The sequence below is a fragment of the Kitasatospora sp. NPDC087315 genome (assembly GCF_044744345.1).
Lineage (GTDB): Bacteria > Actinomycetota > Actinomycetes > Streptomycetales > Streptomycetaceae > Kitasatospora.
In genome coordinates, this window is sequence record NZ_JBIUYD010000019.1 from 55,457 (window position 1) to 76,610 (window position 21,154).

Genomic DNA, 21,154 nt, shown 5'->3' on the forward strand with positions numbered 1-21,154 from the left:
TGTACCTCTGTGCCTCACCGGTGCTCTGGCCCCGGCGCCCCTCCCGGCGTCCGGCCGGGTGCACCGGCCTCGCGTCGGCAGGACGGCCGGGAGGCCCGGTCATACGCTGGAGAGACCCCCTGCCTCCGGTCGGGAGGCACGCCACGGACCCTGCCCGGGAGCCCCGCCATGACCGTCACCGATGCCGCGACCGGCTCCACCGAGACGACGGGGCGCCGTTGGGCGTCCGAGGCGCTGCACCGGGCCGATCCGCAGCTGGCCGACCTGCTCGCCGCCGAGGCCGAGCGGCGGGCCGAGACGATCCAGCTGCTGGCGGGGGAGAACCTCACCAGCGCGGCGGTACTGGCGGCGCTCTCCGGCCCGCTGATCGACAAGTACGCCGAGGGCTACCCGGGCCGGCGCCACCACACCGGCTGCGCGCTCGCGGACGCCGCCGAGCTGCTGGCGATCGACCGGGCCCGCGAGCTGTTCTCCGCCCCGCACGCCAACGTCCAGCCCCGCTCGGTCACTTCGGCGATGCTGGCGGCCTACGCGGCGCTGCTGCGGCCGGGCGACGTGGTGCTGGCGATGTCGCTGGAGCACGGCGGTCACCTCAGCTGCGGATCGCGGGCCAACTTCTCCGGCCGCTGGTTCGAGTTCATCGGTTACGGGGTCCGCCGGGACGACGGCCTGATCGACCTCGACCAGGTCCGCGAACTCGCCCGGCTCCACCGCCCCAAGGCGATCGTGGCCGGATCCATCTCCTACCCCCGGCACCCCGACTGGGCCGCCTTCCGGGAGATCGCCGACGAGGTCGACGCCTATCTGATCGCCTCCGTCGCACAGACCACCGGCCTGGTCGCGGCCGGTGCGGCGCCCTCCCCGGTGCCGTACGTGGACGTCACCGTCGCCGCCACCCACAAGCTCCTCCGCGGTCCGCGCGGCGGCCTGCTGCTCTGTATCGCCGAGCTGGCCGAGCGGATCGACCGGGCGGTGTTCCCGTTCAGCCAGGGCGGCGCCGCGATGAACGAGGTGGCCGGCAAGGCCGTCGCCCTGGCCGAGGCGGGCACCCCCGGCTACCGCGCGTACGCCCTGCGCACGGTGGCCGGCGCCCGGGTGCTGGCGGACGGGCTCGCGGCGGCCGGTGCGCGCCCGCTGACCGGCGGCACCGACACCCATCTGGTCACCGCCGACGTCGGCCCGCTGGGCGTCAGCGGAGCCGAGGCCGAGCGCCGCTGCGCCGCGGCCGGACTGATGCTCGGCAAGAGCGCACTGCCGTACGACCCGGCGCCACCCGCCGAGGCGTCCGGGATCAGGCTCGGCACCGGCACCGTGACCTCGCAGGGCATGGGCGAGACCGAGCTCGCGGAGATCGCCGGACTGATCGGCCGTCTGCTCACGGAGGGCGCGGACGCCCGGACCGGCGCCCGGGTCCGGGAGCTCGCGCAGGCCTTCGCCGACCGCCGGTGAGAGCGACCGGAGCACAGACATCCGACTTACCTACCCGCCAGGGCGAACCGCGATGCACACCCCACGCGTCCGACTCAATAAGGTGTGTGCCGTGGCGACCCACCTCGAACCCCGGACAGGCACGGGGGTACTTTCGGTACCCACCCGTTGGACAGTGACGCAGGAGGCCAGTGGTGCGTGAGTATCTGCTGGTGCTGTTCTGCACCGCGGCCGTCACCTACCTGCTGACCGGCCCGGTACGGAAGTTCGCGATCGCGGCCGGCGCGATGCCGCCGGTCCGCGCCCGTGACGTGCACCGCGAGCCCACGCCGCGACTCGGCGGCATCGCCATGTTCGGCGGCCTCTGCGCGGGCATCCTGGTGGCCTCCCAGCTGGACAACCTGAGCAAGATCTTCTCCGAGGGCACCGACATCCGGGCGCTGCTCTCCGGTGCCGGGATCATGTGGCTGCTCGGCGTGCTCGACGACAAATGGGGCGTGGACGCGCTGGTGAAGCTCGGCGGCCAGATGATCGCCGCCGGTGTGATGGTCTGGCAGGGCGTCACCGTGATCACGATCCCGGTGCCCGGCTTCGGCGCGGTCGCGGTCAGTCCCACCCAGGGCATGGTCATCTCGGTCACCATGGTCGTCGTCATGGTCAACGCGGTGAACTTCATCGACGGTCTGGACGGCCTGGCCGGCGGCATGGTCTGCATCGCCGCGATGGCCTTCTTCCTCTACTCGTACCGGCTCTGGTACGGCTACTCGATCAACGACGCGGCCCCCGCCGTGCTGTTCAGCGTGCTGCTGATCGGCATGTGCCTCGGTTTCCTGGCGCACAACCTGCACCCGGCCCGGATCTTCATGGGCGACTCCGGCTCGATGATGCTGGGCCTGATGCTCGCCGTCGCCGCGATCTCCATCACCGGCCGGGTCGACCCCGACCTGATCACCAGCGAGACCGGATCGCTGACCGCCACCGTGCACGCCCTGGTGCCGATCTACATCCCGCTGCTGCTGCCGCTGACGGTCATCGCGCTGCCGCTGGCCGACCTGCTGCTCGCCGTGGTCCGCCGCACCTGGGCCGGCCAGTCGCCGTTCGCCGCCGACAAGCGGCACCTGCACCACCGGTTGCTCCAGGTCGGCCACTCGCACAGCCGGGCCGTGCTGATCATGTACTTCTGGGCGGCGCTGATCGCCTTCGGCACCGTCGCCTTCTCGGTCACCAACACCGGCCGCACGGTGGTGCTGACCCTGGCCGGGCTCTGCCTGGTCGGCCTGGTGGTGCTGCTGACCCCGCAGTTCCGCCCGCGCGCCCCGCGGGCCGTGCAGGCCTTCGTCCCGCCGCGCTACCGCCGCCGCAAGCCGGCCCGGGCCGTCGCGGACACCGCCCCGGCCGCCGGGACCGCCGCCGGGGCCACCGCCACGGGCAGCGGCGCCACAGGCGGCGGCGTCACGGAGAGTGGCGGTACGGCGAGCGCTGCCACCGGCGGCAGCGGCGAGGGCCCGACCCCGCCGACCTCCGCGCCGATGGCCGAGCTGTCCGCGAAGGACAAGGAACTGCTCGGCGGTCTGGACGGCGGCTCGTCCGCGGTCGGCGGTCGCGGACGCGGTACCGGCCGTGGCTAGCGGGCGAGTTGACGAGACGTCACGCCGCTTCACCCGGATGGCTGCATCGTTGGGCCATCAGTGTGACAGGTGCCACATATTCATGGTAAAGCTCTCATCAAATAGTTTGTGATACCGTTCACGAGTACCGAGAACACGCCGAAAGACCTGACAGGTGGAGGACTTCCGTCCCTGGTCGGTCTCCCTCGACGGGCTCGCCGCCAAGCGGCCGGCCTGCGGCGGCCTTTCGGTCCGGTGTCACCCACCACGTTCTGTGCCCGTCCCCCCGCCACCCGACATGCCGCCGGAGTTGCCGACATGCCGTCCAACGACGCCCGGATCCTCCGAGGCGCCGCGATCCCCACTGCGGTCGCCGGAATCATCGCGATGGTGATCTCCTTTGCCGTCGCGGGTAGCAAGGGGCTGCTCGGCGCTCTCTTCGGAACGCTGCTGGTGATGGCCTTCTTCAGCTTCGGCCAGGTCGCACTCGACCGGCTGACCAGGTCGAACCCGCAGATCATGATGGCCGCGGCGCTCCTGGTCTACACCACTCAGATCCTGCTGGTCGGTATCGTCCTCGCGGTCTTCAAGGACACCGAACTCTTCAACCGGCAGGCCTTCGCCTTCACGCTGCTGGGCTGCGCCCTGATCTGGACGGGCTTCCAGGTGCGCGGCGCACTCAAGGCCAAGACCTTCTACGTCGACCCCGACGCCTCCGAAAACAAGGGCGACAAGCCTTCCGACTCGGGGCGTCAACAGTGACGAGGCCAGACTGTCCCCCCAACGAGGGGGGCGGTGTTTATGCCGTCCTGACGGGCTGCTATCGTCCGTCGCAGCAACGGAGTACGGGAAGAGGCCTGGTCTGTCCGCCTGACGGACGGATCGCCCCCCGGATCCGCGCCGTCTTCGATGATCCCGCTGTGGTGCAGCGCACTGCCGCGCGGGGTCTGCGAGAAACCCATCAAGTTCCAGTGCCGCTACGTGGTCGCAGGCCACGCCGACACACCGAGGTTGCCGTAACCATGCGTCACGACGAAGGAGTCCGTGGTGAGTGCTGAACTCACGTCCCTCGCCTCAGGCAGTTGCCACTTCGGGGACGCTGGCTGTGGCTTCCCGGCCCCGGGTCTGAACGAGTTCCAGTTCCAGCCGATCTTCTCGATCGGCAGCGTCGAGTTCAACAAGCCGATGCTGCTCTCGATCGTCGTCGCGCTGCTGGTGGTCGTCTTCTTCTGGGCCGCCTTCGCCAAGCCGCGGCTGGTCCCCGGGAAGCTGCAGCTGGTCGGTGAGATCGGCTACGACTTCGTCAAGCGCTCCATCGTGCTGGAGACGATCGGCAAAAAGGGCGAGAAGTACGTCCCGATGCTGGTCTCGATGTTCTTCTTCATCTGGTTGATGAACATCATGTCGATCATCCCGTTCGCCCAGTTCCCGGTGACGGCGGCGATCGCGTTCCCGGCCGGCCTCGCGGCCGTCGTGTGGATCACCTACATGACGCTGACCTTCAAGAAGCACGGCTTCGTCGGCGGTCTGAAGAACCTCTGCTGGCCCTCGGGCATCCCCGGCTGGGTCATGTTCATCCTGGTGCCGATCGAGTTCTTCTCGAACATCTTCGTGCGGCCCTTCACGCTCGCGGTCCGAGCCTTCGCGAACATGTTCGCCGGCCACCTGCTGATCGTGATGTTCTCCATCGCCTCCTGGTACCTGCTCAGCCCGACCCTGGGCGCGCTGTACGGCTCGGCCTCGTTCATCGTCGCCGTCGGCCTCACCGCCTTCGAGCTGCTGGTCCAGTTCCTGCAGGCCTACATCTTCGTGATGCTGGCCAGCAGCTACATCGCCGGTGCCCTCGAAGAGGCGCACTGAGCCAGGGGGCCACGGCCCCTCCCCGAACCAAACCTCCCGGACCGCCCGGTGGCCAATCACCACCGGTTCACCACCCTGCAAAGGACAACTGCAATGAGCTTCCTCGCTGAGGGCACTGTCTACGGTTCCGTCGCCTCCCTGGGCTACGGCCTCGCCGCCATCGGCCCCGGCATCGGCGTCGGTCTCATCTTCGGTAATGGTGTCCAGGCCATGGCCCGTCAGCCCGAGGCCGCGGGTCTGATCCGCTCCAACATGTTCATCGGCTTCGCGCTGACCGAGGCGCTCGCCCTCATCGGCATCGTCATGCCGTTCGTCTTCGGCAACAAGTAATCCCGCCGTAGACCCATTCGAGGAAGGTCCAGATATGAGCGTCGTGGCCCAGCTTGCGGCCGAGGAGAAGATGAATCCTCTCCTCCCCGCGTGGCCCGAGATCATCATCGGCCTGCTCTGCTTCTTCATCGTCTTCGGTCTGCTCGGCAAGAAGCTCCTCCCCAGCATCGAGAAGGTGCTGTCGGAGCGCCGGGACGCCATCGAGGGCGGCATGGAGCGAGCCGAGGCCGCTCAGGCCGAGGCTCAGGCCCTGCTTGAGCAGTACCGCGCCGAGCTCGCCGAGGCGCGTCACGAGGCTGCTCGCATCGTCGAGCAGGCTCGCGAGCAGGGCGCCGCCCAGCTCGTCGAGATGCGCGAGGAGGGCCAGCGCCAGCGCGAGGCCATCGTCGCGGCCGGCCACGCCCAGATCGAGGCCGACAAGAAGCAGGCGACTGCCGCCCTGCGCCAGGACGTGGGTTCGCTGGCCTCCCAGCTGGCCTCCCGCATCGTGGGTGAGTCCCTTGAGGACCACGCCCGGCAGAGCGGCGTGATCGACCGCTTCCTGGACGAGCTGGAGGCCAAGGCCGCCGTTGCTCAGGGTGCGGCCAAGTGATCGGCGCAAGCCGCGAGGCCCTCGCCGCCGGGCGGCAGAACCTCGAAGGCCTGACCGACTCCACCTCGGTGGACGCGGTCAAGCTGGCCGAGGAGCTCACCGCCGTCACGGTCCTCCTGGACCGTGAGGTGTCGCTCCGCCGCGTGCTGACGGACCCCTCCCGGTCCGGCCAGGACAAGGCCCAGCTGCTCTCCTCGCTGCTGTCCGGGCAGGTCTCCGGTGAGACCGTCGACCTGGTCTCCGGCCTGGTTCGCAGCCGCTGGTCCGGCTCGCGCGACCTGGTCGACGCCACCGAGCAGCTGGCCGCGTACGCCGAGGTCATCGCCGCCGAGAAGGCCGGTGTCCTGGACGACGTCGAGGACGAGCTGTTCCGGTTCGGCCGGGTGGCGACGGGCACGCACGAGCTGCGTTCCGCGCTGACCGAGCCCAAGGCCGGCACCGTCGCCAAGGCGGCCCTGGTCAAGAAGCTGCTCGGCGGCCGCGCCAACGCGGGCACCGTCCGGCTGGTCACGGCCCTGGTCACCAACCCGCGTGGCCGTAGCCTGGAGCAGGGCCTGGAGTCCTACTCGAAGCTCGCCGCCTCGCGGCGCGGGCGCGTGGTGGCCCTGGTCACCACCGCGGTGCCGCTGTCGGACGGCCAGAAGGAGCGCCTCACCGGTGCTCTGGGCCGGCTGTACGGCCGCCAGGTCCACCTGAACATCGATGTCGACCCCGAGGTCGTCGGCGGTGTCCGGGTGCAGATCGGCGACGAGATCATCGACGGCACCGTGTCGAGCCGCCTCGAAGGCGCTCGCCAGTCGCTCGAAGGCTGAGCACCGAAGCACATCCGACCCTCGGTCGGGAACCGGCTCCCCCCGGAGCCGGCAAATCGTACGGCCGGTTCGAGAGACCCGGCCGAGAGTCGAATACTTGCGGCCCTCAATGGCGGGCCGAGGATCGCAAACTAGGAGAGCAGGGAAGCCTGATGGCGGAGCTTACGATCCGTCCGGAGGAGATCCGGGACGCGCTGGCCGACTTTGTCCAGTCGTACCAGCCGGACGCCGCCTCGCGTGAAGAGGTCGGCACGGTCACTGACGCGGCGGACGGTATCGCGCATGTCGAGGGTCTGCCCTCGGTCATGGCGAACGAGCTGCTGAAGTTCGAGGACGGCACGCTCGGCCTCGCGCTGAACCTCGACACCCGCGAGATCGGTGTCGTCATCCTCGGTGAGTTCGGCGGCATCGAAGAGGGCCAGACGGTGCGCCGCACCGGCGAGGTCCTCTCCGTGCCGGTCGGCGAGGGCTACCTCGGCCGCGTCGTGGACCCGCTGGGCAACCCGATCGACGGCCTGGGCGACATCGCGTCCAGCGGCCGCCGCGCCCTGGAGCTGCAGGCTCCGGGCGTCATGGCCCGCAAGTCGGTCAAGGAGCCGCTGCAGACCGGCATCAAGGCCATCGACGCGATGACCCCGATCGGCCGCGGCCAGCGCCAGCTGATCATCGGTGACCGCCAGACCGGCAAGACCGCGGTGGCCGTCGACACGATCATCAACCAGCGTGACAACTGGCGCTCGGGCGACCCGAAGAAGCAGGTCCGCTGCATCTACGTCGCCGTGGGCCAGAAGGGCTCCACCATCGCGTCCGTCCGCGGCGCCCTGGAGGAGGCCGGCGCGCTGGAGTACACCACCATCGTGGCCGCTCCCGCCTCCGACCCGGCCGGCTTCAAGTACCTCGCTCCGTACACCGGCTCCGCCATCGGCCAGGAGTGGATGTACGACGGCAAGCACGTCCTGATCATCTTCGACGACCTGTCGAAGCAGGCCGAGGCCTACCGCTCCGTCTCCCTGCTGCTGCGCCGCCCGCCGGGCCGCGAGGCCTACCCGGGTGACGTCTTCTACCTGCACTCCCGTCTGCTGGAGCGCTGCGCCAAGCTGAACGACGCGCTCGGCGGCGGCTCGATGACCGGTCTGCCGATCATCGAGACCAAGGCCAACGACGTCTCGGCGTACATCCCGACCAACGTCATCTCCATCACCGACGGCCAGTGCTTCCTGGAGTCCGACCTGTTCAACGCCGGCATCCGCCCGGCCGTGAACGTCGGTATCTCGGTCTCCCGCGTCGGTGGCTCCGCCCAGATCAAGGCCATGCGTTCGGTCGCCGGCCGTCTGCGTCTGGACCTCGCCCAGTACCGTGAGCTGGAGGCGTTCGCCGCCTTCGGTTCCGACCTGGACGCGGCCTCCAAGGCCCAGCTGGAGCGCGGTGCGCGCATGGTCGAGCTGCTGAAGCAGGGCCAGTACCAGCCGTTCCCGGTCGAGGAGCAGGTCGCCTCCATCTGGGCCGGCACCACCGGCAAGCTGGACGACGTCCCGGTCGCGGACATCCGCCGCTTCGAGCGCGAGTTCCTGGACCACCTGCGTCTGCAGCACAAGGACCTGCTGGCCGGCATCGTCGAGACCGGTCTGCTGGCCGACGGCACCGTCGACGCGCTGACCGAGGCGATCGCCGCCTTCAAGCAGGGCTTCACCACCGCCGACGGCAAGCTGCTCGGCGAGCAGGCCTGAGTCCGGTAGCGAGGGAAAGGACGTAACGACCCATGGGAGCACAGCTTCGGGTCTACAAGCGCCGGATCCGCTCTGTCACCGCGACGAAGAAGATCACCAAGGCGATGGAGATGATCTCCGCGTCGCGCATCGTCAAGGCGCAGCGCGCGGTGGCCGCCTCCACTCCGTACGCCGATGAGCTCACCAGGGCGGTGACGGCGGTGGCCACCCGGTCCAACGCCAAGCACCCGCTCACCACCGAGAACCCGAACGCCTCGCGCGCCGCCGTCCTGCTGATCACGGCGGACCGCGGCCTGGCGGGCGGTTACTCGACCAACGCCATCAAGCAGGCCATCGCGCTCAGCGCGAAGCTTCGCGCCGAGGGCAAGGACGTGGTGACGTACATCGTCGGCCGCAAGGGCGTCTCGTACTACAACTTCCGCGATCTTGCGATCGCGGGCTCGTGGACGGGATTCTCCGACAAGCCGACCTACGGTGACGCGAAGGCCGTGGCGGTCGACCTGATCGAGGCCTTCACGGCCGAGACGGGCGGCGTCGACGAGCTCCATCTGGTCTCCACCAAGTTCGAGTCGATGCTGACCCAGACCGCGGTGGACGCCCGGCTGCTGCCGCTGAAGCTGGACGAGGTCCAGCTCAGCGACGACAAGCCGGCCAAGGCGGAGATCTTCCCGCTGTACGACTTCGAGCCGTCGGCGGAGGGCGTCCTCGACGCGCTGCTGCCGCGGTACGTCGAGAGCCGGATCTACAACGCGCTGCTGCAGTCGGCCGCCTCGGAGCACGCCGCTCGCCGGCGCGCGATGAAGAGCGCGACCGACAATGCCGGCGAGCTCATCAAGTCGCTCACGCGGCTTGCCAACTCGGCCCGTCAGGCCGAGATCACCCAGGAAATCAGCGAGATCGTCGGCGGTGCCAACGCCCTCGCCGACGCTAGCCGCGGGAGCGAATGAGAATGACCACCACTGTTGAGCCGACCACGGCGACGGGCCGCGTCGCGCGGGTCATCGGCCCGGTCGTCGACGTGGAGTTCCCCGTCGACGCGATTCCGGACATGTTCAACGCCCTGCACGTCGAGGTGGACAACCCCGACGGCACGGGCAAGAAGACCCTGACCCTCGAGGTCGCCCAGCACCTCGGCGACGGCGTGGTCCGCGGCATCTCGATGCAGCCGACCGACGGTCTCGTCCGTGGCGCGCAGGTCTCCGACACCGGTTCGGCGATCTCCGTCCCGGTCGGCCAGATCACCAAGGGCAAGGTCTTCAACGCCCTCGGTGAGGTGCTGAACGTCGACAAGGCCGAGTTCGAGTCGCAGGTGGAGGTCCGCTGGCCGATCCACCGCAAGGCCCCGGACTTCAAGGACCTCGAGTCCAAGACCGAGATGTTCGAGACCGGCATCAAGGTCATCGACCTGCTCACCCCGTACGTGACCGGTGGCAAGATCGGTCTGTTCGGTGGTGCCGGTGTCGGTAAGACCGTTCTGATCCAGGAGATGATCTACCGCGTCGCCGAGAACTTCGGTGGTGTGTCGGTCTTCGCCGGTGTCGGTGAGCGTACCCGTGAGGGCAACGACCTGATCGACGAGATGGTCGACTCGGGCGTTCTGGACAAGACCGCGCTGGTCTTCGGCCAGATGGACGAGCCGCCGGGCACCCGTCTGCGCGTCGCGCTCTCCGCGCTGACCATGGCGGAGTACTTCCGTGACGTGGAGCAGCAGGACGTTCTGCTCTTCATCGACAACATCTTCCGGTTCACCCAGGCCGGTTCCGAGGTGTCGACCCTGCTCGGCCGTATGCCCTCCGCGGTGGGTTACCAGCCGAACCTGGCCGACGAGATGGGCCTCCTGCAGGAGCGCATCACCTCGACCCGCGGTCACTCGATCACCTCGATGCAGGCGATCTACGTCCCCGCGGACGACCTGACCGACCCGGCGCCGGCCACCACCTTCGCCCACCTCGACGCGACGACGGTTCTCTCCCGTCCGATCTCCGAGAAGGGCATCTACCCGGCCGTCGACCCGCTGGACTCCACGTCCCGCATCCTGGACCCGCGCTACATCGCGCAGACCCACTACGACACGGCCATCCGCGTCAAGGGGATCCTGCAGAAGTACAAGGACCTCCAGGACATCATCGCGATCCTCGGCATCGACGAGCTGAGCGAGGACGACAAGGTCATCGTCCACCGTGCCCGTCGCATCGAGCGCTTCCTCTCGCAGAACACCTACGTGGCGAAGCAGTTCACCGGCGTCGACGGCTCGACCGTGCCGCTGTCGGAGACCATCGAGGCCTTCAACGCGATCGCGGACGGCAAGTACGACTCGATCCCCGAGCAGGCCTTCTTCATGTGCGGTGGCATCGAGGACCTCGAGAAGAACGCCGCCGAGCTCGCGAAGAAGTAGTCGCGGCCGGTAGCAGCTGAGTGACCGTGAGGGGTGGGCCCCAGCCCTGGGACCCACCCCTCACGTCGCATCGGCTGTGATTCCGGTCAAATCCGGGCCGCCGGTTTCATGCCGGAGGCGCGGGCCCGTTATTCTTACCGAAACTCCCGAGTAATCGGGCGTTGCATGAGCCTAGGAGCCCACGTTGGCTGAGCTGCACGTCGAGCTGGTCGCAGCCGACCGCAAGGTGTGGTCCGGTGCGGCCACCATCGTTGTCGCCCGTACGGCCTCCGGTGACACCGGCATCATGCCGGGTCACACCCCGGTGCTGAGCGTGCTGGAGACCGGCCCGGTCACCATCCGCACGGTGGACGGCGGCACCGTGATCGCCGCGGTGCACGGAGGGTTCATCTCCTTCGCCGACAACAAGCTGTCTCTGCTCGCGGAGATCGCCGAGCTGGCGGACGAGATCGATGTCGCGCGGGCCGAGCGCGCGCTGGAGCAGGCACAGTCCTCCCTGGACGAGCACGCCGAGCGGCGCGCGGAGGTCCGCCTGTTCGCGGCGCGCGGCCTCAAGGCCCACGCCTGAGTCGCACCAGACCCCTCGGTTGAGGGGTCGACCGACGGTCCCGGGGACGCGCGAGCGTGACCCCGGGACTGTCGTCTCAGTTGGTAGGTCAACGCGGTCGCTTGATAGGACCGACATACGGGGAACGCGGGTAGCGAGGAGGTAGGTGAGCATGGTCCTCGCCCTTGTGGTGTGTGCGGCGGTCGTGGCCCTGGGTGTGATCGGCCTCGTGGCATTCGCGGTACGACGCCGGGTGATCCAGCGGGTCGGCGGCACGTTCGACTGCAGTTACCGGCTCAAAATGCCCGCCGACGCCTCGACGCAGCCCGACCTCGACGAGAACGGCAAACCCACCTCGGCCCCGGTCCCACAGACCGATGGCAAGGGGTGGGTTTTTGGTATCGGCCGGTACAGCGGTGACTCGATCGAGTGGTTCCGGGTCTTCTCGTACGCCCCGCGCCCGCGCCGGGTACTGCCCCGCCGGGAGATCGAGGTGCTCGGCCGGCGCTACCCCGAGGGGCAGGAGGAGCTGGCCCTGCTCTCCGGCTCGGTCGTGCTCCGCTGCCTGCACAACGGCGCCCCGCTGGAGCTGGCGATGAGCGACGACGCCCTGACCGGCTTCCTGGCCTGGCTCGAGGCGGCCCCGCCAGGGCAGAGAGTCAACGTCGCGTAGCGACGGGACTCCCCGAGGGAAGGGTTAACGCCGCCTAACCTCACGGCTAGGCTGGGCCGCATGGTCAATCTGACGCGTATCTACACCCGTACCGGCGACGACGGCACCACCGCGCTGGGTGACATGAGCCGGACCACCAAGACCGATCCGCGCCTGGTCGCGTACGCCGACGCCAACGAGGCGAACGCGGCGATCGGGGTGGCGGTGGCCGCCGGCGCGCTGCCCGAGGACGTGGTGGCGGTGCTCGTCCGGGTGCAGAACGACCTGTTCGACGTGGGGGCGGACCTCTCCACCCCGGTCGTCGAGGACCCGAAGTACCCGCCGCTGCGGGTCCTGCAGTCGTACATCGACCGGCTGGAGACCGACTGCGACCACTATCTGGAGTCGCTGGAGAAGCTGCGCAGCTTCATCCTGCCCGGGGGCACCGCCGGAGCGGCCTATCTGCACCTGGCCTGCACGGTGGTGCGGCGGGCCGAGCGGTCCACCTGGGCGGCGATCGAGGCGCACGGCGACACCGTCAACCCGCTGACCGCCAAGTACCTCAACCGGCTCTCCGACCTGCTGTTCATCCTCGCCCGCTCGGCGAACAAGGAGCGCGGCGACGTGCTCTGGGTGCCCGGCGAGAACCGCTGAGCCGGGCCCGGGCCCGCGTGGGCTACTGCTGCTGCGGGACCTTCCAGCCGACCACCAGGCCGTCCTCGACGATGGCGCCGGCCGGTGCCTCCTTGGGCCAGAGCGAGTAGCAGGCGGCCACGATCACGTTGACCACGGCCACGATGCTCAGCCGCAGGTACCAGCCGGTGAAGGTGTCGAACCGGGCGGAGCCGTCGGAGAGCGGGACCAGTGCGGTGATCAGGGCGAGGGTGATGGCGGCGGAGACCACGGTCCGGCCGCAGATCTGCCACTCGTAGCGGGTCCGCTCGGGGCCGTACTTGGGGGAGCGCCGCGGCTTGGGGCCGCCCGCGAAGCGGTACAGGAAGTGCCGGTCGGCCCAGCGGACCAGGGACGGCCCGTAGCCGATCGAGAAACCGGCGTAGCTCGCCGCGAGCGCGTGCGTCCAGCTCGCGGTGGCGCCGCCGCGCAGGTCGAGCACCGTGAGGACGAACAGGGTCAGGTCCACCACGGGCAGGCCGACCAGCAGTACGGTGCTCAGCCGCCGGCGGCGCAGCAGGTAGCGGGTGGCGAGGCCGAGGGCGAGCACGGCCCAGAAGGCCACCTCGGCCGCGACGATGAGGGTGACGATCACGGTGTTCTCCCGGGCTCTCGGCGGTGCCTCCAGCCTTCCGTGCGCGGCCCGGCCCGTCATCGTCGCGGAAGGCGAGCCCGGGCTGCATCCTTCGATGTACGGCGGCTCCTCCCCGCACCGGAGCCGGGCACCCCGCCGGGGGTGATCTGATGGGGCCGTGCGCAGACCCGTCCTCACCCCGCAGCAGGAAGACCGCGCGATCGCCCTCCTCGGGCTGCTCGGCGGCCTGGTGCTGATCGCGTTCCGGGTGTACGAGGAGCCCGCGACCGTCCCCCGCTGGGCGGTGCTGCCGCCGCTGCTGGTGACGGCGGCCCTGGAGCCGTTCCGGCGCCGCCGGCCGGTCCTGACCGTGACGGTCGGCGGGCTGGCCTTCGCCGTGAGCGTCTTCTACGGCGCGCTGCTGGCGACCACCATCATGTACACCGACCTGCTCTACGCGGCGGTGATCTACGGCAGCCGCCGGATGTCGCGCGTCCTGCACCTGAGCGGTGGCGTCTCGGTGCTGGTACTCAGCACCCTGACGCTGGTCTACACCGACGCCCCGAAGGCGATCGCGGTGATGGTGGTCACCGCGTTGATCTTCCTGGGGCCGGTGTGGACCGGTGACGTCGTGCGCAAGCACCGTCAGGAGGCGGAGAACGAGCGGCTGCGGGCCGAGCAGACCGCGCTGCTCTCCGAGATGGACCGGCGGGAGGCGGTGGGTGCCGAACGGGCCAGAATGGCAAGGGAGTTGCACGACGTGGTGGCCAACCACCTGTCCGCCATCGCGATCCATGCCACCGGCGCGCAGTCGCTGGCCCGCCGTCAGCGGCGGCCCGAGGACGATCCGCTGGTGGCGGCGCTGGCGGTGATCCGGGAGAACAGCGTCCAGGGTTTGGCCGAAATGCGCCGGATGATCGGCCTGTTGCGGGACAGCGGCGGGGGAGCGGTCGACGAGTCCTACACCGCGCCCGACCTGGCCGCGGTGGACAGTCTGCTGGCCAAGGCCGGGGCGGCCGGGCAGGACGTCGGGCTGGCCTTCGAGCTGACCGAGCGGGGCGAGCGCGGCGAACTGCCGGCGCCGGTCGGGCTGGCGGCGTACCGGATCGTCCAGGAGTCGCTGACCAACGCGCTCAAGCACGCCGGACCGGGGACGGTCCGGCTGCTCCTGGAGTTCGGGGCGGACGAGCTGCGGATCGCCGTCGACAGCCCGTACCGCGGTGGCGAGGACCGGCGGCTGCCGGGTGCGCGGGCCGGTCTGGTGGGCATGGCGGAACGGGCCGGGCTGCTCGGCGGCAGCTTCGAGGCGGGCCCGGGCGGAGGGCTCTGGAGCGTGCGCGCGGTGCTGCCGCGCGCACTGGTGACGGAGAAGGGCGAGGGACGGGCATGACGATCCGGGTGCTGGTGGCGGAGGACCAGGCGGCCGTCCGGGCGGCGCTGGTGATGATCCTGCGGGCCGAGCCGGACATCGAGGTGGCCGGGCAGGCCGCCGACGGCGAGGAGGCGGTACGGCTGGCGCTGGAGCTGCGTCCGGACGTCGTCCTGATGGACGTCCAGATGCCCCGGCTGGACGGCGTCTCGGCGACCCGGGAGGTGGTGGCCGCCGGGGCGGCCCAGGTGCTGGTGCTGACCACCTTCGACCTGGACGAGTACGTCTACGGCGCGCTGCGGGCCGGCGCGGCCGGGTTCCTGCTGAAGGACCTGGAGGCGGACACCCTGGTCGAGGGCATCCGCACGGTGGCGCGGGGGGACGGCATGCTGGCGCCCTCGGTGACCCGGCGGCTGATCGGCACCTTCACCCGCCCGGAGCGGACGGTGGGGCCCGACGTACGGGCGCTGGTGGCCGGGCTGACGCCGCGCGAGCGCGAGGTGCTGGCCTGTGTCGGCGCGGGGCTGTCCAACAGCGAGATCGCGGGTCGGCTGGAGATGGCGGAGGCGACCACCAAGACGCATGTCAGCCGGATCCTGGCCAAGCTGCGGCTGCGCAGCCGGGTGCAGGCGGCGATCCTGGCGCAGGACCTCGGGCTGACCGTCTGAGCATCGGACGGTCCTGCCGTCCGACCTTTCGGTGACGGACCGGGTCGGGCACAGATCACACTCTCGATTGGCACCACGGGGCCGTCGCGGGCATTAGAGTCCGCGCATGAGCGACGCGGCTCCAGGTGGGTGATCCCTGCCCTGAGCCGCCTTCAGGGCCCGCCCGCAGGGCGGCGACGGCATCCGGGAGACCAGCCATGAGCAACGCGTCCAGCAAGCAGATCGCCGTGATCGGGGCCGGCCTGATGGGGGCCGGCATCGCCCAGGTCTCCGCGCAGGCCGGGCACCCGGTCGTGCTGCGGGACGTCACCGAGGAGGCGCTGCAGCGCGGTCTCGCGGGCATCCGCGCCTCGTACGACAAGTTCGTCGCCAAGGGGAGGCTCAGCGCCGAGGACGCCGAGGCGGCGCTCGGCCGGATCACCACCACCACCGACCTGGGCGCCGTCGCCGAGGCCGACATCGTGGTCGAGGCGGTCTTCGAGCAGCTGGACGTCAAGGAGGGCGTCTTCAGGGAGCTCGACAAGCTCGCCAAGGACGGCGCGGTGCTGGCCTCCAACACCTCCGCCATCCCGATCACCCGGATCGCCGCCGCCACCCGGCGCCCCGAGTCGGTCGTCGGCGTGCACTTCTTCTCGCCGGTGCCGCTGATGAAGCTGGTCGAGCTGGTGCGCGGCTACAAGACCAGCGACGAGACGCTGGCCGCCGCCCGGGCCTTCGCCGAGGGCGTCGGCAAGGACGTCGTCGTCGTCAACCGCGACGTGGCCGGCTTCGTCACCACCCGTCTGATCACCGCGCTGGTCGTCGAGGCCGCCAAGCTGTACGAGTCGGGCGTCGCCACCGCCGAGGACATCGACACCGCCTGCCGGCTCGGTTTCGGCCACCCGATGGGCCCGCTGGAGACCGCGGACCTCACCGGCGTCGACATCCTGCTGCACGCCGCCCGCAACATCTACGCCGAGACCCAGGACGAGAAGTTCGCCCCGCCGGAGATCATGGCCCGCATGGTCACCGCCGGTGACCTGGGCCGCAAGAGCGGCCGGGGCTTCTACCCGCACCCGGGCGCGTGAGCTCCGCAGACGAATGACCGGGGCGGCCGCGCGGTCGTGGCACCGCGTGGCAGGCCCGGCCGGAGCCGGGTGAGTTTCCTCACGCCGGTGCCGCAGACGGGTGATTTGGGCGGGAATCGAGCGTAGGTATGGAGACTTACTGCGTATATTCCCTCGGACGAGTGAAGTTGACTCAGATCTGGCCTGAACCAGCAACCTGTGGTGCTGGTTCGCCGTCAGATCAGGGGGAACCCGGCATTCCGGCCGGGCCCGGGCGCGGGGCTACAGGCCCGCCCGGATGGACACCCCGCCTCCAGGCCCGGCGCGGCCGGGGCGGAACGACCCGGTACCAGGATTGCCAGGCCGAGGAGGAGAGCATGCGCATCACCGGCGACCAGACGGCGCTGGCCATCGAAGGCCGCCTCGACGTGCGCACCGCCGCCGACGCGCGGGCCCGGCTGCACCAGGCCGTCGACGGCGGCCGGGGCGACCTCGTGCTCGACCTCGCCCGGCTGGAGTTCTGGGACGCGACCGGTCTCGGCGTGATCATGGGCACCCACCGGCGGGCCGGCCGGATCGGCCGCCGGCTCGTCCTGCGCTCCGTCCCGGCCCAGCTCCAGCGGCTGCTGGTGGCCACCCGGCTGCACCGCATCCTCGCCGTGGACGGTGTCGTCGCCGAGCCGCTCGGCGCCACCCTGCCCGCGCTGGGGCCGGTGCTGTAGGGCCCGTCCGGGAGGTCCCGCCGGGCGTGCGCGGCGCATCGCCGGACCGGCCCTCCGCCCGCTCCGCCCGCCTCGCCGGGACGGCCCGGTGCCCGGGGCGGGACCGCCCTGCACCGGCGGGCGCGGATGTGCAAGAGTCTGCCCTCAGGAAGACGGCCGCCGGGGCCAGGTCCGGCTCCCCAGCCTTCGGCCGGGAGCCGCCCCGACCCGTACGCGGCCGTACGCAGTCGTCGGCCGGTCGGCGTGGGGCGCCGGACGGCCGGGCATGGGGCGGGGAGCAGAACGTGGGACAGCCATCCGGTGAGTTCCGGCAGGAGGCCGTGCGCATCCGGGGCGGTGAGCTGGTCTCCGGCGGCCTGCTGGTGAGCGTCGGCACCCCGGACGGCTCCGAGGCACGGCCCTGCCCCGAGGAGTGGCGGCCCCGCCCCCGCCGGATCGGGCGTACCGAGCCCGCCCGCGGCCCGGTCGGCGGCCCGGGCCGCGCGGTCGGACCGCTCGCCCTCGGCGCCGGGCCCGCCGACCTGCCGCTGCTCGACCGCGAGGCCGACACGGCCCGGCTGCTCGCCCTGCTCGCCGAGGGCCGCTCGATACGCCTGGTCGGCCAGGCCGGCTCGGGCCGCAGCGCCCTGCTGTCCGCCGTGGCCGAGGCGGCCGGCGACCTCGCCCCCGGCGGCGTCGTCCAGCTCTGCGGCCACCGCCGCACCGCCGCCGATCTGCTCCAGGACCTCTTCGCCGCCACCCACCACGCCCCCGGCTACCGGCCGGATCCGGGCACGCTCGCCGAGCACCTCGCCCAGGTCGGCGCGGTGGTGGTGATCGACGAGGTCGAACCGGCCGGGCCCGAGCTGGAGCGGCTGCTCGCCGCCGCCCCCGACTGCGCCTTCCTGATCTCCGTCGCCCCCGACGGCCCGGTCCTGCCGCCCGGCTCCCGGCTCCAGGACCACCTCGTCGCCGGGCTCTCCCGGTCCGCCTGTCTCGGGCTCGCCGCCCGGCTGGCCGGCCGGCCGCTGGACGAGACCGAGAAGGCCTGGGCGGTCGACCTCTGGTTCGAGTCCGAGGGCCTGCCGCTGCGCTTCGTCCAGGCCGCCGCGCTGCTGCGGCAGCGGGATGTCGCGGTGGACGCGCTGGTCGCGGCCGAGGAGGACCGGCTGGACGTCTTCGGCGCGGTCCGGGAGCCCGTCCACGACCCCGACCCCGCGGTCCGCGAAGGCGCGCTGCGCCGGACCGTCCCGCTGCCGTCCGTCGCCGAGAGCGCCTCGCCCGCCGTCCGGCTCGCCGAGGGCCTGAGCGAGCCCGCACAGGCCGTGCTGCGCCTCGCCGTCGCGCTCGGCGGCGAGTGCCCGACCGCGCCGCACCTGCCCGCGCTGATCGACGTCGGCCAGGGCGAGAACGCGCTGCACGAACTCGCCGACGCCGGGCTCGCGGTGTCCATCGGCGGCCATCACCGGCTGACCGCGGGCGCGCTCGAACTCCTCGCCCCGCACTGGCCGGCCCGCGACAGCGTGGACGGCGCCGCCCAGCACTTCGCCTGGTGGGTCGGGCACAGCTCGGTCTCCACCGAACAGATCGCCGCCGAGGCGGAGGTGGTGATCGGCGCGCTGCTGGCCGACCGGGCCGCCGGCCGGACGGCCTCGGTGCTGCGGCTGGCCCGGGCCGCCGCCCCCGCGCTGGCGCTGGCGCTGCGCTGGGGGGCCTGGGAGCGTGCGCTCGAGCTGGGCCTGGAGGCCGCCCGCCGGGCCGGCTCGCAGGCCGACGAGGCCTGGTTCCACCACGAGTTGGGCGTGTACGCGATCTGTGCCCGGGAGCCTGCCAGGGCGGTGGCCGAGCTGGAGGCCGCGCTCGCCCTGCGGGCCGCTCTCGGTGAGCAGCGCGGGGTCGTCGCCGCCGGCCGGATGCTCGACCTGCTGCGCGCCGACGGCCGCCGGCTGCCGGCCGCCGAGCCGTCCGGCCCGGCGCCCGTGCGGCGCCCCGGCATCAGGTCGATGGCCCAGGTGCCCTGGCGGTTCAAGACCACCCCCGGCACGGCCGGCCACAAGCGGCGCACCGTGGTCGCCGCCTCGGCGGCCGTGCTCGCGCTCGGGGTGCTCGGCACGGCGGTCGCGCTGAGCGTCGCCGGCCCGGAGGAGCACAAGGGCACCGATCCGCACAGCAGCACCGACGACGGTTCCGGCCTGCCCGGCACCCCGGTCCTGCCGCGCTCCGGCACCAGCCCCCGTCCGACCGCCTCCGGCGGCACCGACGTACCGGGCGACCCGGGCGAATCGGGGGAGCCTGCGACGGCGGACCGGACGAGCCCCACGCCGTCGGCGACCACCACTACGCCGTCGCACTCGCCGTCCACGACGAAGAAGCCCACCAGGTCGCCGAGCGCGACGGAGGAGAGCCCGCAGCCGCCGGCCTCCGGAGCGCCGCCGCAGCCGCCGGTGGTTCCGCCGGCGCAGCCACCGAGCCAGCCATCGGGCCAGCCGACCGCGCCGGCGAGTACCCCTCCGTCGGACCCGCCGACGAGCGCGGTACCCACGACGCCGTCCGGGTCGGCCTCACCGCCGACCGGAACCCCCTCGCCGCCCGGGACGCCCCGGTAGGGACCGGTGGGGTGGGGAACAGCCGGTCAGAACAGCTTCAGCTTGTCGTCGTCGATGCCGCGCAGCCCGTCGTAGTCCAGCACCACGCAGCCGATGCCCCGGTCGGTGGCCAGCACCCGGGCCTGGGGCTTGATCTCCTGCGCGGCGAAGACGCCCTTCACCGGGGCGAGCAGCGGATCCCGGTTGAGCAGCTCCAGGTAGCGGGTGAGCTGCTCGACGCCGTCGATCTCGCCGCGCCGCTTGATCTCGACGGCGACGGTCGCCCCGTCCGCGTCGCGGCAGAGGATGTCGACCGGGCCGATGGCGGTCGGGTACTCGCGGCGGATCAGTGACCAGCCGGTGCCGAGCACCTCCATCCGGTCCGCCAGCAGCTCCTGGAGATGCGCTTCGACACCGTCCTTGATCAGACCCGGGTCGACCCCGAGTTCGTGGGACGAGTCGTGCAGCACCTCCTCCAGCGTGATGATGAGCTTCTCACCGGCCTTGTTCACCACCGTCCAGATCCCGTCGGCCTCCTTGAGAGCGCACGGCGGGGACATCCAGTTGAGCGGCTTGTAGGCGCGGTCGTCGGCGTGGATGCTGACGCTGCCGTCGGCCTTGACCAGGATGAGCCTGGTGGCGGAGGGCAGATGGGCGGAGAGCCGACCGGCATAGTCGACTGAGCAGCGGGCAATTACGAGACGCACGGTCGACCACGCTAGCCCACCGGGGCCAGTTGATGCGATTCCGCGACGCCCGGGTGAAGAAAGCACGAACCCCGCGAACATGGAGGCCCGGCGGTCCGAGGACTGCCCGCCGCGCTCTGGCGCTCACACCCATGGGCCGCTACCGTGTGTGACGGCATGCTTGCGGGAGCGCTGTCAACGGGGACGGAGACTTCAGATGAACGATCCGACGGGATCTGGCCAATCTGGTGCACCGAGGCGTATTTCCGGAGGAATCCGCAGGAATAACCGGCTGGGCCCACCGTTGGCTGCCACGCTGTTCTGAGCGGTCGGCGCCCTCGACACGTCCTGCGGCGCCGCCGCCCTCGCACGGTGCCGGAAACAGCCGTTCGACGGTGTTCCGGACATCACGCGCGATTCGCCCACCCTCACCCTCAGCTTGGACTACGCATCACCACCCGGGCGCCGCGCGGGTGGACCGCGAGAGGAGAATCCATGTCGCTCGACGTCTCACCGGCCCTGCTGGAGAAGGCCGAGCGGGGCGAGGTCGACGAGCGGGAATTCGTCGACTGCGTCCGCGTCTCCCTGCCGTACGCCTGGGAGTTGATCAGCTCGCTGGTCGCCCAGGCGAAGGTCGACGGCACCGACTTCGCCGACAACCAGGTACCGCCGCCCGGCGAGCAGGCCCGCGGCCAGCTCCTCCGGGCCCTCGCCAGTGATGCCATCCGGGGTGCCCTGCAGCGGCACTTCGGCGTCCGGCTGGCCTTTCAGAACTGTCACCGGGTGGCGGTGTTCCTGCCCTCGGACGCCAACGAGGCGCGGTTCGACCGTTTCACCTCCGTCCGGGAACAGTTGCTCAACCAGTCCGAGGAACTCCGGGACTGCTGACCGGCCGCCGGGCTG

At 71.2% G+C, this 21,154-nt stretch carries 21 protein-coding genes; 19 read left to right on the forward strand and 2 right to left on the reverse strand.

The features are described 5' to 3' along the window. Positions 1–168: 168 nt before the first annotated feature. From glyA to ACIO5D_RS25645, 13 genes are all read left to right on the forward strand, one after another. Entirely contained in the window at positions 169–1,449 is a 1,281-nt protein-coding gene (glyA, locus tag ACIO5D_RS25585) for a serine hydroxymethyltransferase (protein WP_363604796.1), read from the forward strand. Between the two features lie 173 nt (positions 1,450–1,622). Continuing rightward, positions 1,623–3,056 carry an MraY family glycosyltransferase gene (locus ACIO5D_RS25590; protein ID WP_400798048.1) on the forward strand — a complete coding sequence of 478 codons (1,434 nt, stop codon included), beginning with the start codon at positions 1,623–1,625 and terminating at the stop codon, positions 3,054–3,056. A gap of 297 nt (positions 3,057–3,353) precedes the next feature. After that, positions 3,354–3,797, forward strand: coding sequence for a hypothetical protein (locus ACIO5D_RS25595; protein WP_363604799.1), 444 nt, complete (start codon positions 3,354–3,356; stop codon positions 3,795–3,797). Between the two features lie 285 nt (positions 3,798–4,082). Further along, positions 4,083–4,895, forward strand: coding sequence for a F0F1 ATP synthase subunit A (gene atpB, locus ACIO5D_RS25600; protein WP_363604801.1), 813 nt, complete (start codon positions 4,083–4,085; stop codon positions 4,893–4,895). Positions 4,896–4,988: 93 nt separating this feature from the next. After that, positions 4,989–5,225: an ATP synthase F0 subunit C gene (gene atpE, locus ACIO5D_RS25605; RefSeq protein ID WP_363604803.1), complete on the forward strand. Its 237-nt coding sequence runs from the start codon at positions 4,989–4,991 to the stop codon at positions 5,223–5,225. A 34-nt stretch (positions 5,226–5,259) separates the two neighbouring features. Continuing rightward, complete coding sequence (locus tag ACIO5D_RS25610) at positions 5,260–5,817, forward strand: F0F1 ATP synthase subunit B (RefSeq protein ID WP_363604805.1); 558 nt, start codon at positions 5,260–5,262, stop codon at positions 5,815–5,817. Continuing rightward, positions 5,814–6,629 (forward strand): F0F1 ATP synthase subunit delta, encoded by an 816-nt coding sequence (locus ACIO5D_RS25615; RefSeq protein WP_363604807.1) that lies wholly within the window; start codon positions 5,814–5,816, stop codon positions 6,627–6,629. The genes ACIO5D_RS25610 and ACIO5D_RS25615 overlap by 4 nt, the downstream gene beginning before the upstream one ends. A 152-nt stretch (positions 6,630–6,781) precedes the next feature. Beyond that, entirely contained in the window at positions 6,782–8,356 is a 1,575-nt protein-coding gene (gene atpA, locus ACIO5D_RS25620) for a F0F1 ATP synthase subunit alpha (protein ID WP_363604809.1), read from the forward strand. Between the two features lie 32 nt (positions 8,357–8,388). Then, a complete protein-coding gene (locus ACIO5D_RS25625; protein WP_363604811.1) occupies positions 8,389–9,303 on the forward strand; it encodes a F0F1 ATP synthase subunit gamma in 915 nt (304 codons plus the stop codon). A 2-nt stretch (positions 9,304–9,305) separates the two neighbouring features. Beyond that, entirely contained in the window at positions 9,306–10,751 is a 1,446-nt protein-coding gene (atpD, locus tag ACIO5D_RS25630) for a F0F1 ATP synthase subunit beta (protein ID WP_363604812.1), read from the forward strand. Positions 10,752–10,935: 184 nt separating this feature from the next. Then, a complete protein-coding gene (locus tag ACIO5D_RS25635; RefSeq protein ID WP_363604814.1) occupies positions 10,936–11,319 on the forward strand; it encodes a F0F1 ATP synthase subunit epsilon in 384 nt (127 codons plus the stop codon). 151 nt (positions 11,320–11,470) lie between these two features. Continuing rightward, on the forward strand, positions 11,471–11,971 hold the full coding sequence (locus ACIO5D_RS25640; protein ID WP_329489620.1) for a DUF2550 domain-containing protein: 501 nt from the start codon (positions 11,471–11,473) through the stop codon (positions 11,969–11,971). Between the two features lie 60 nt (positions 11,972–12,031). Continuing rightward, positions 12,032–12,604, forward strand: coding sequence for a cob(I)yrinic acid a,c-diamide adenosyltransferase (locus tag ACIO5D_RS25645; protein ID WP_363604815.1), 573 nt, complete (start codon positions 12,032–12,034; stop codon positions 12,602–12,604). Positions 12,605–12,626: 22 nt separating this feature from the next. Here ACIO5D_RS25645 and ACIO5D_RS25650 read toward each other — a convergent pair whose 3' ends face one another. Continuing rightward, positions 12,627–13,217, reverse strand: a complete 591-nt coding sequence (locus ACIO5D_RS25650) for a hypothetical protein (RefSeq protein ID WP_400654619.1) — start codon at positions 13,215–13,217, stop codon at positions 12,627–12,629. 157 nt (positions 13,218–13,374) lie between these two features. Here ACIO5D_RS25650 and ACIO5D_RS25655 point away from each other — a divergent pair, with 157 nt between their 5' ends. The 5 genes from ACIO5D_RS25655 (at position 13,375) to ACIO5D_RS25675 (ending at position 19,586) form a co-directional block, all read left to right on the forward strand. Continuing rightward, on the forward strand, positions 13,375–14,586 hold the full coding sequence (locus ACIO5D_RS25655; RefSeq protein WP_400654620.1) for a sensor histidine kinase: 1,212 nt from the start codon (positions 13,375–13,377) through the stop codon (positions 14,584–14,586). After that, positions 14,583–15,233 (forward strand): response regulator, encoded by a 651-nt coding sequence (locus tag ACIO5D_RS25660; protein WP_400654621.1) that lies wholly within the window; start codon positions 14,583–14,585, stop codon positions 15,231–15,233. Before ACIO5D_RS25655 ends, ACIO5D_RS25660 begins: the two co-directional genes overlap by 4 nt. A 197-nt stretch (positions 15,234–15,430) precedes the next feature. Beyond that, on the forward strand, positions 15,431–16,300 hold the full coding sequence (locus ACIO5D_RS25665) for a 3-hydroxyacyl-CoA dehydrogenase family protein (RefSeq protein ID WP_400654623.1): 870 nt from the start codon (positions 15,431–15,433) through the stop codon (positions 16,298–16,300). A gap of 356 nt (positions 16,301–16,656) precedes the next feature. Continuing rightward, positions 16,657–17,001, forward strand: coding sequence for an STAS domain-containing protein (locus tag ACIO5D_RS25670; RefSeq protein ID WP_363604824.1), 345 nt, complete (start codon positions 16,657–16,659; stop codon positions 16,999–17,001). 284 nt (positions 17,002–17,285) lie between these two features. Then, the gene (locus tag ACIO5D_RS25675) at positions 17,286–19,586 is read left to right on the forward strand and encodes an ATP-binding protein (protein WP_400654626.1); all 2,301 of its coding nucleotides are present in this window, start codon (positions 17,286–17,288) and stop codon (positions 19,584–19,586) included. A 26-nt stretch (positions 19,587–19,612) separates the two neighbouring features. Here ACIO5D_RS25675 and nucS read toward each other — a convergent pair whose 3' ends face one another. Then, a complete protein-coding gene (gene nucS, locus ACIO5D_RS25680) occupies positions 19,613–20,272 on the reverse strand; it encodes an endonuclease NucS (RefSeq protein ID WP_363604827.1) in 660 nt (219 codons plus the stop codon). A 474-nt stretch (positions 20,273–20,746) separates the two neighbouring features. Here nucS and ACIO5D_RS25685 point away from each other — a divergent pair, with 474 nt between their 5' ends. Beyond that, the gene (locus ACIO5D_RS25685) at positions 20,747–21,139 is read left to right on the forward strand and encodes an SCO5389 family protein (protein WP_363604828.1); all 393 of its coding nucleotides are present in this window, start codon (positions 20,747–20,749) and stop codon (positions 21,137–21,139) included. Positions 21,140–21,154 lie beyond the last annotated feature (15 nt).

Excerpts from the sequence above, each read along its gene's own strand:
- glyA (WP_363604796.1), top strand. The coding sequence starts at position 169 with ATGACCGTCACCGATGCCGCGACCGGCTCCACCGAGACGACGGGGCGC.
- ACIO5D_RS25595 (WP_363604799.1), top strand. The coding sequence starts at position 3,354 with ATGCCGTCCAACGACGCCCGGATCCTCCGAGGCGCCGCGATCCCCACT.
- atpE (WP_363604803.1), top strand. The coding sequence starts at position 4,989 with ATGAGCTTCCTCGCTGAGGGCACTGTCTACGGTTCCGTCGCCTCCCTG.
- ACIO5D_RS25610 (WP_363604805.1), top strand. The coding sequence starts at position 5,260 with ATGAGCGTCGTGGCCCAGCTTGCGGCCGAGGAGAAGATGAATCCTCTC.
- atpA (WP_363604809.1), top strand. The coding sequence starts at position 6,782 with ATGGCGGAGCTTACGATCCGTCCGGAGGAGATCCGGGACGCGCTGGCC.
- ACIO5D_RS25625 (WP_363604811.1), top strand. The coding sequence starts at position 8,389 with ATGGGAGCACAGCTTCGGGTCTACAAGCGCCGGATCCGCTCTGTCACC.
- atpD (WP_363604812.1), top strand. The coding sequence starts at position 9,306 with ATGACCACCACTGTTGAGCCGACCACGGCGACGGGCCGCGTCGCGCGG.
- ACIO5D_RS25640 (WP_329489620.1), top strand. The coding sequence starts at position 11,471 with ATGGTCCTCGCCCTTGTGGTGTGTGCGGCGGTCGTGGCCCTGGGTGTG.
- ACIO5D_RS25645 (WP_363604815.1), top strand. The coding sequence starts at position 12,032 with ATGGTCAATCTGACGCGTATCTACACCCGTACCGGCGACGACGGCACC.
- ACIO5D_RS25660 (WP_400654621.1), top strand. The coding sequence starts at position 14,583 with ATGACGATCCGGGTGCTGGTGGCGGAGGACCAGGCGGCCGTCCGGGCG.
- ACIO5D_RS25665 (WP_400654623.1), top strand. The coding sequence starts at position 15,431 with ATGAGCAACGCGTCCAGCAAGCAGATCGCCGTGATCGGGGCCGGCCTG.
- ACIO5D_RS25670 (WP_363604824.1), top strand. The coding sequence starts at position 16,657 with ATGCGCATCACCGGCGACCAGACGGCGCTGGCCATCGAAGGCCGCCTC.
- ACIO5D_RS25685 (WP_363604828.1), top strand. The coding sequence starts at position 20,747 with ATGTCGCTCGACGTCTCACCGGCCCTGCTGGAGAAGGCCGAGCGGGGC.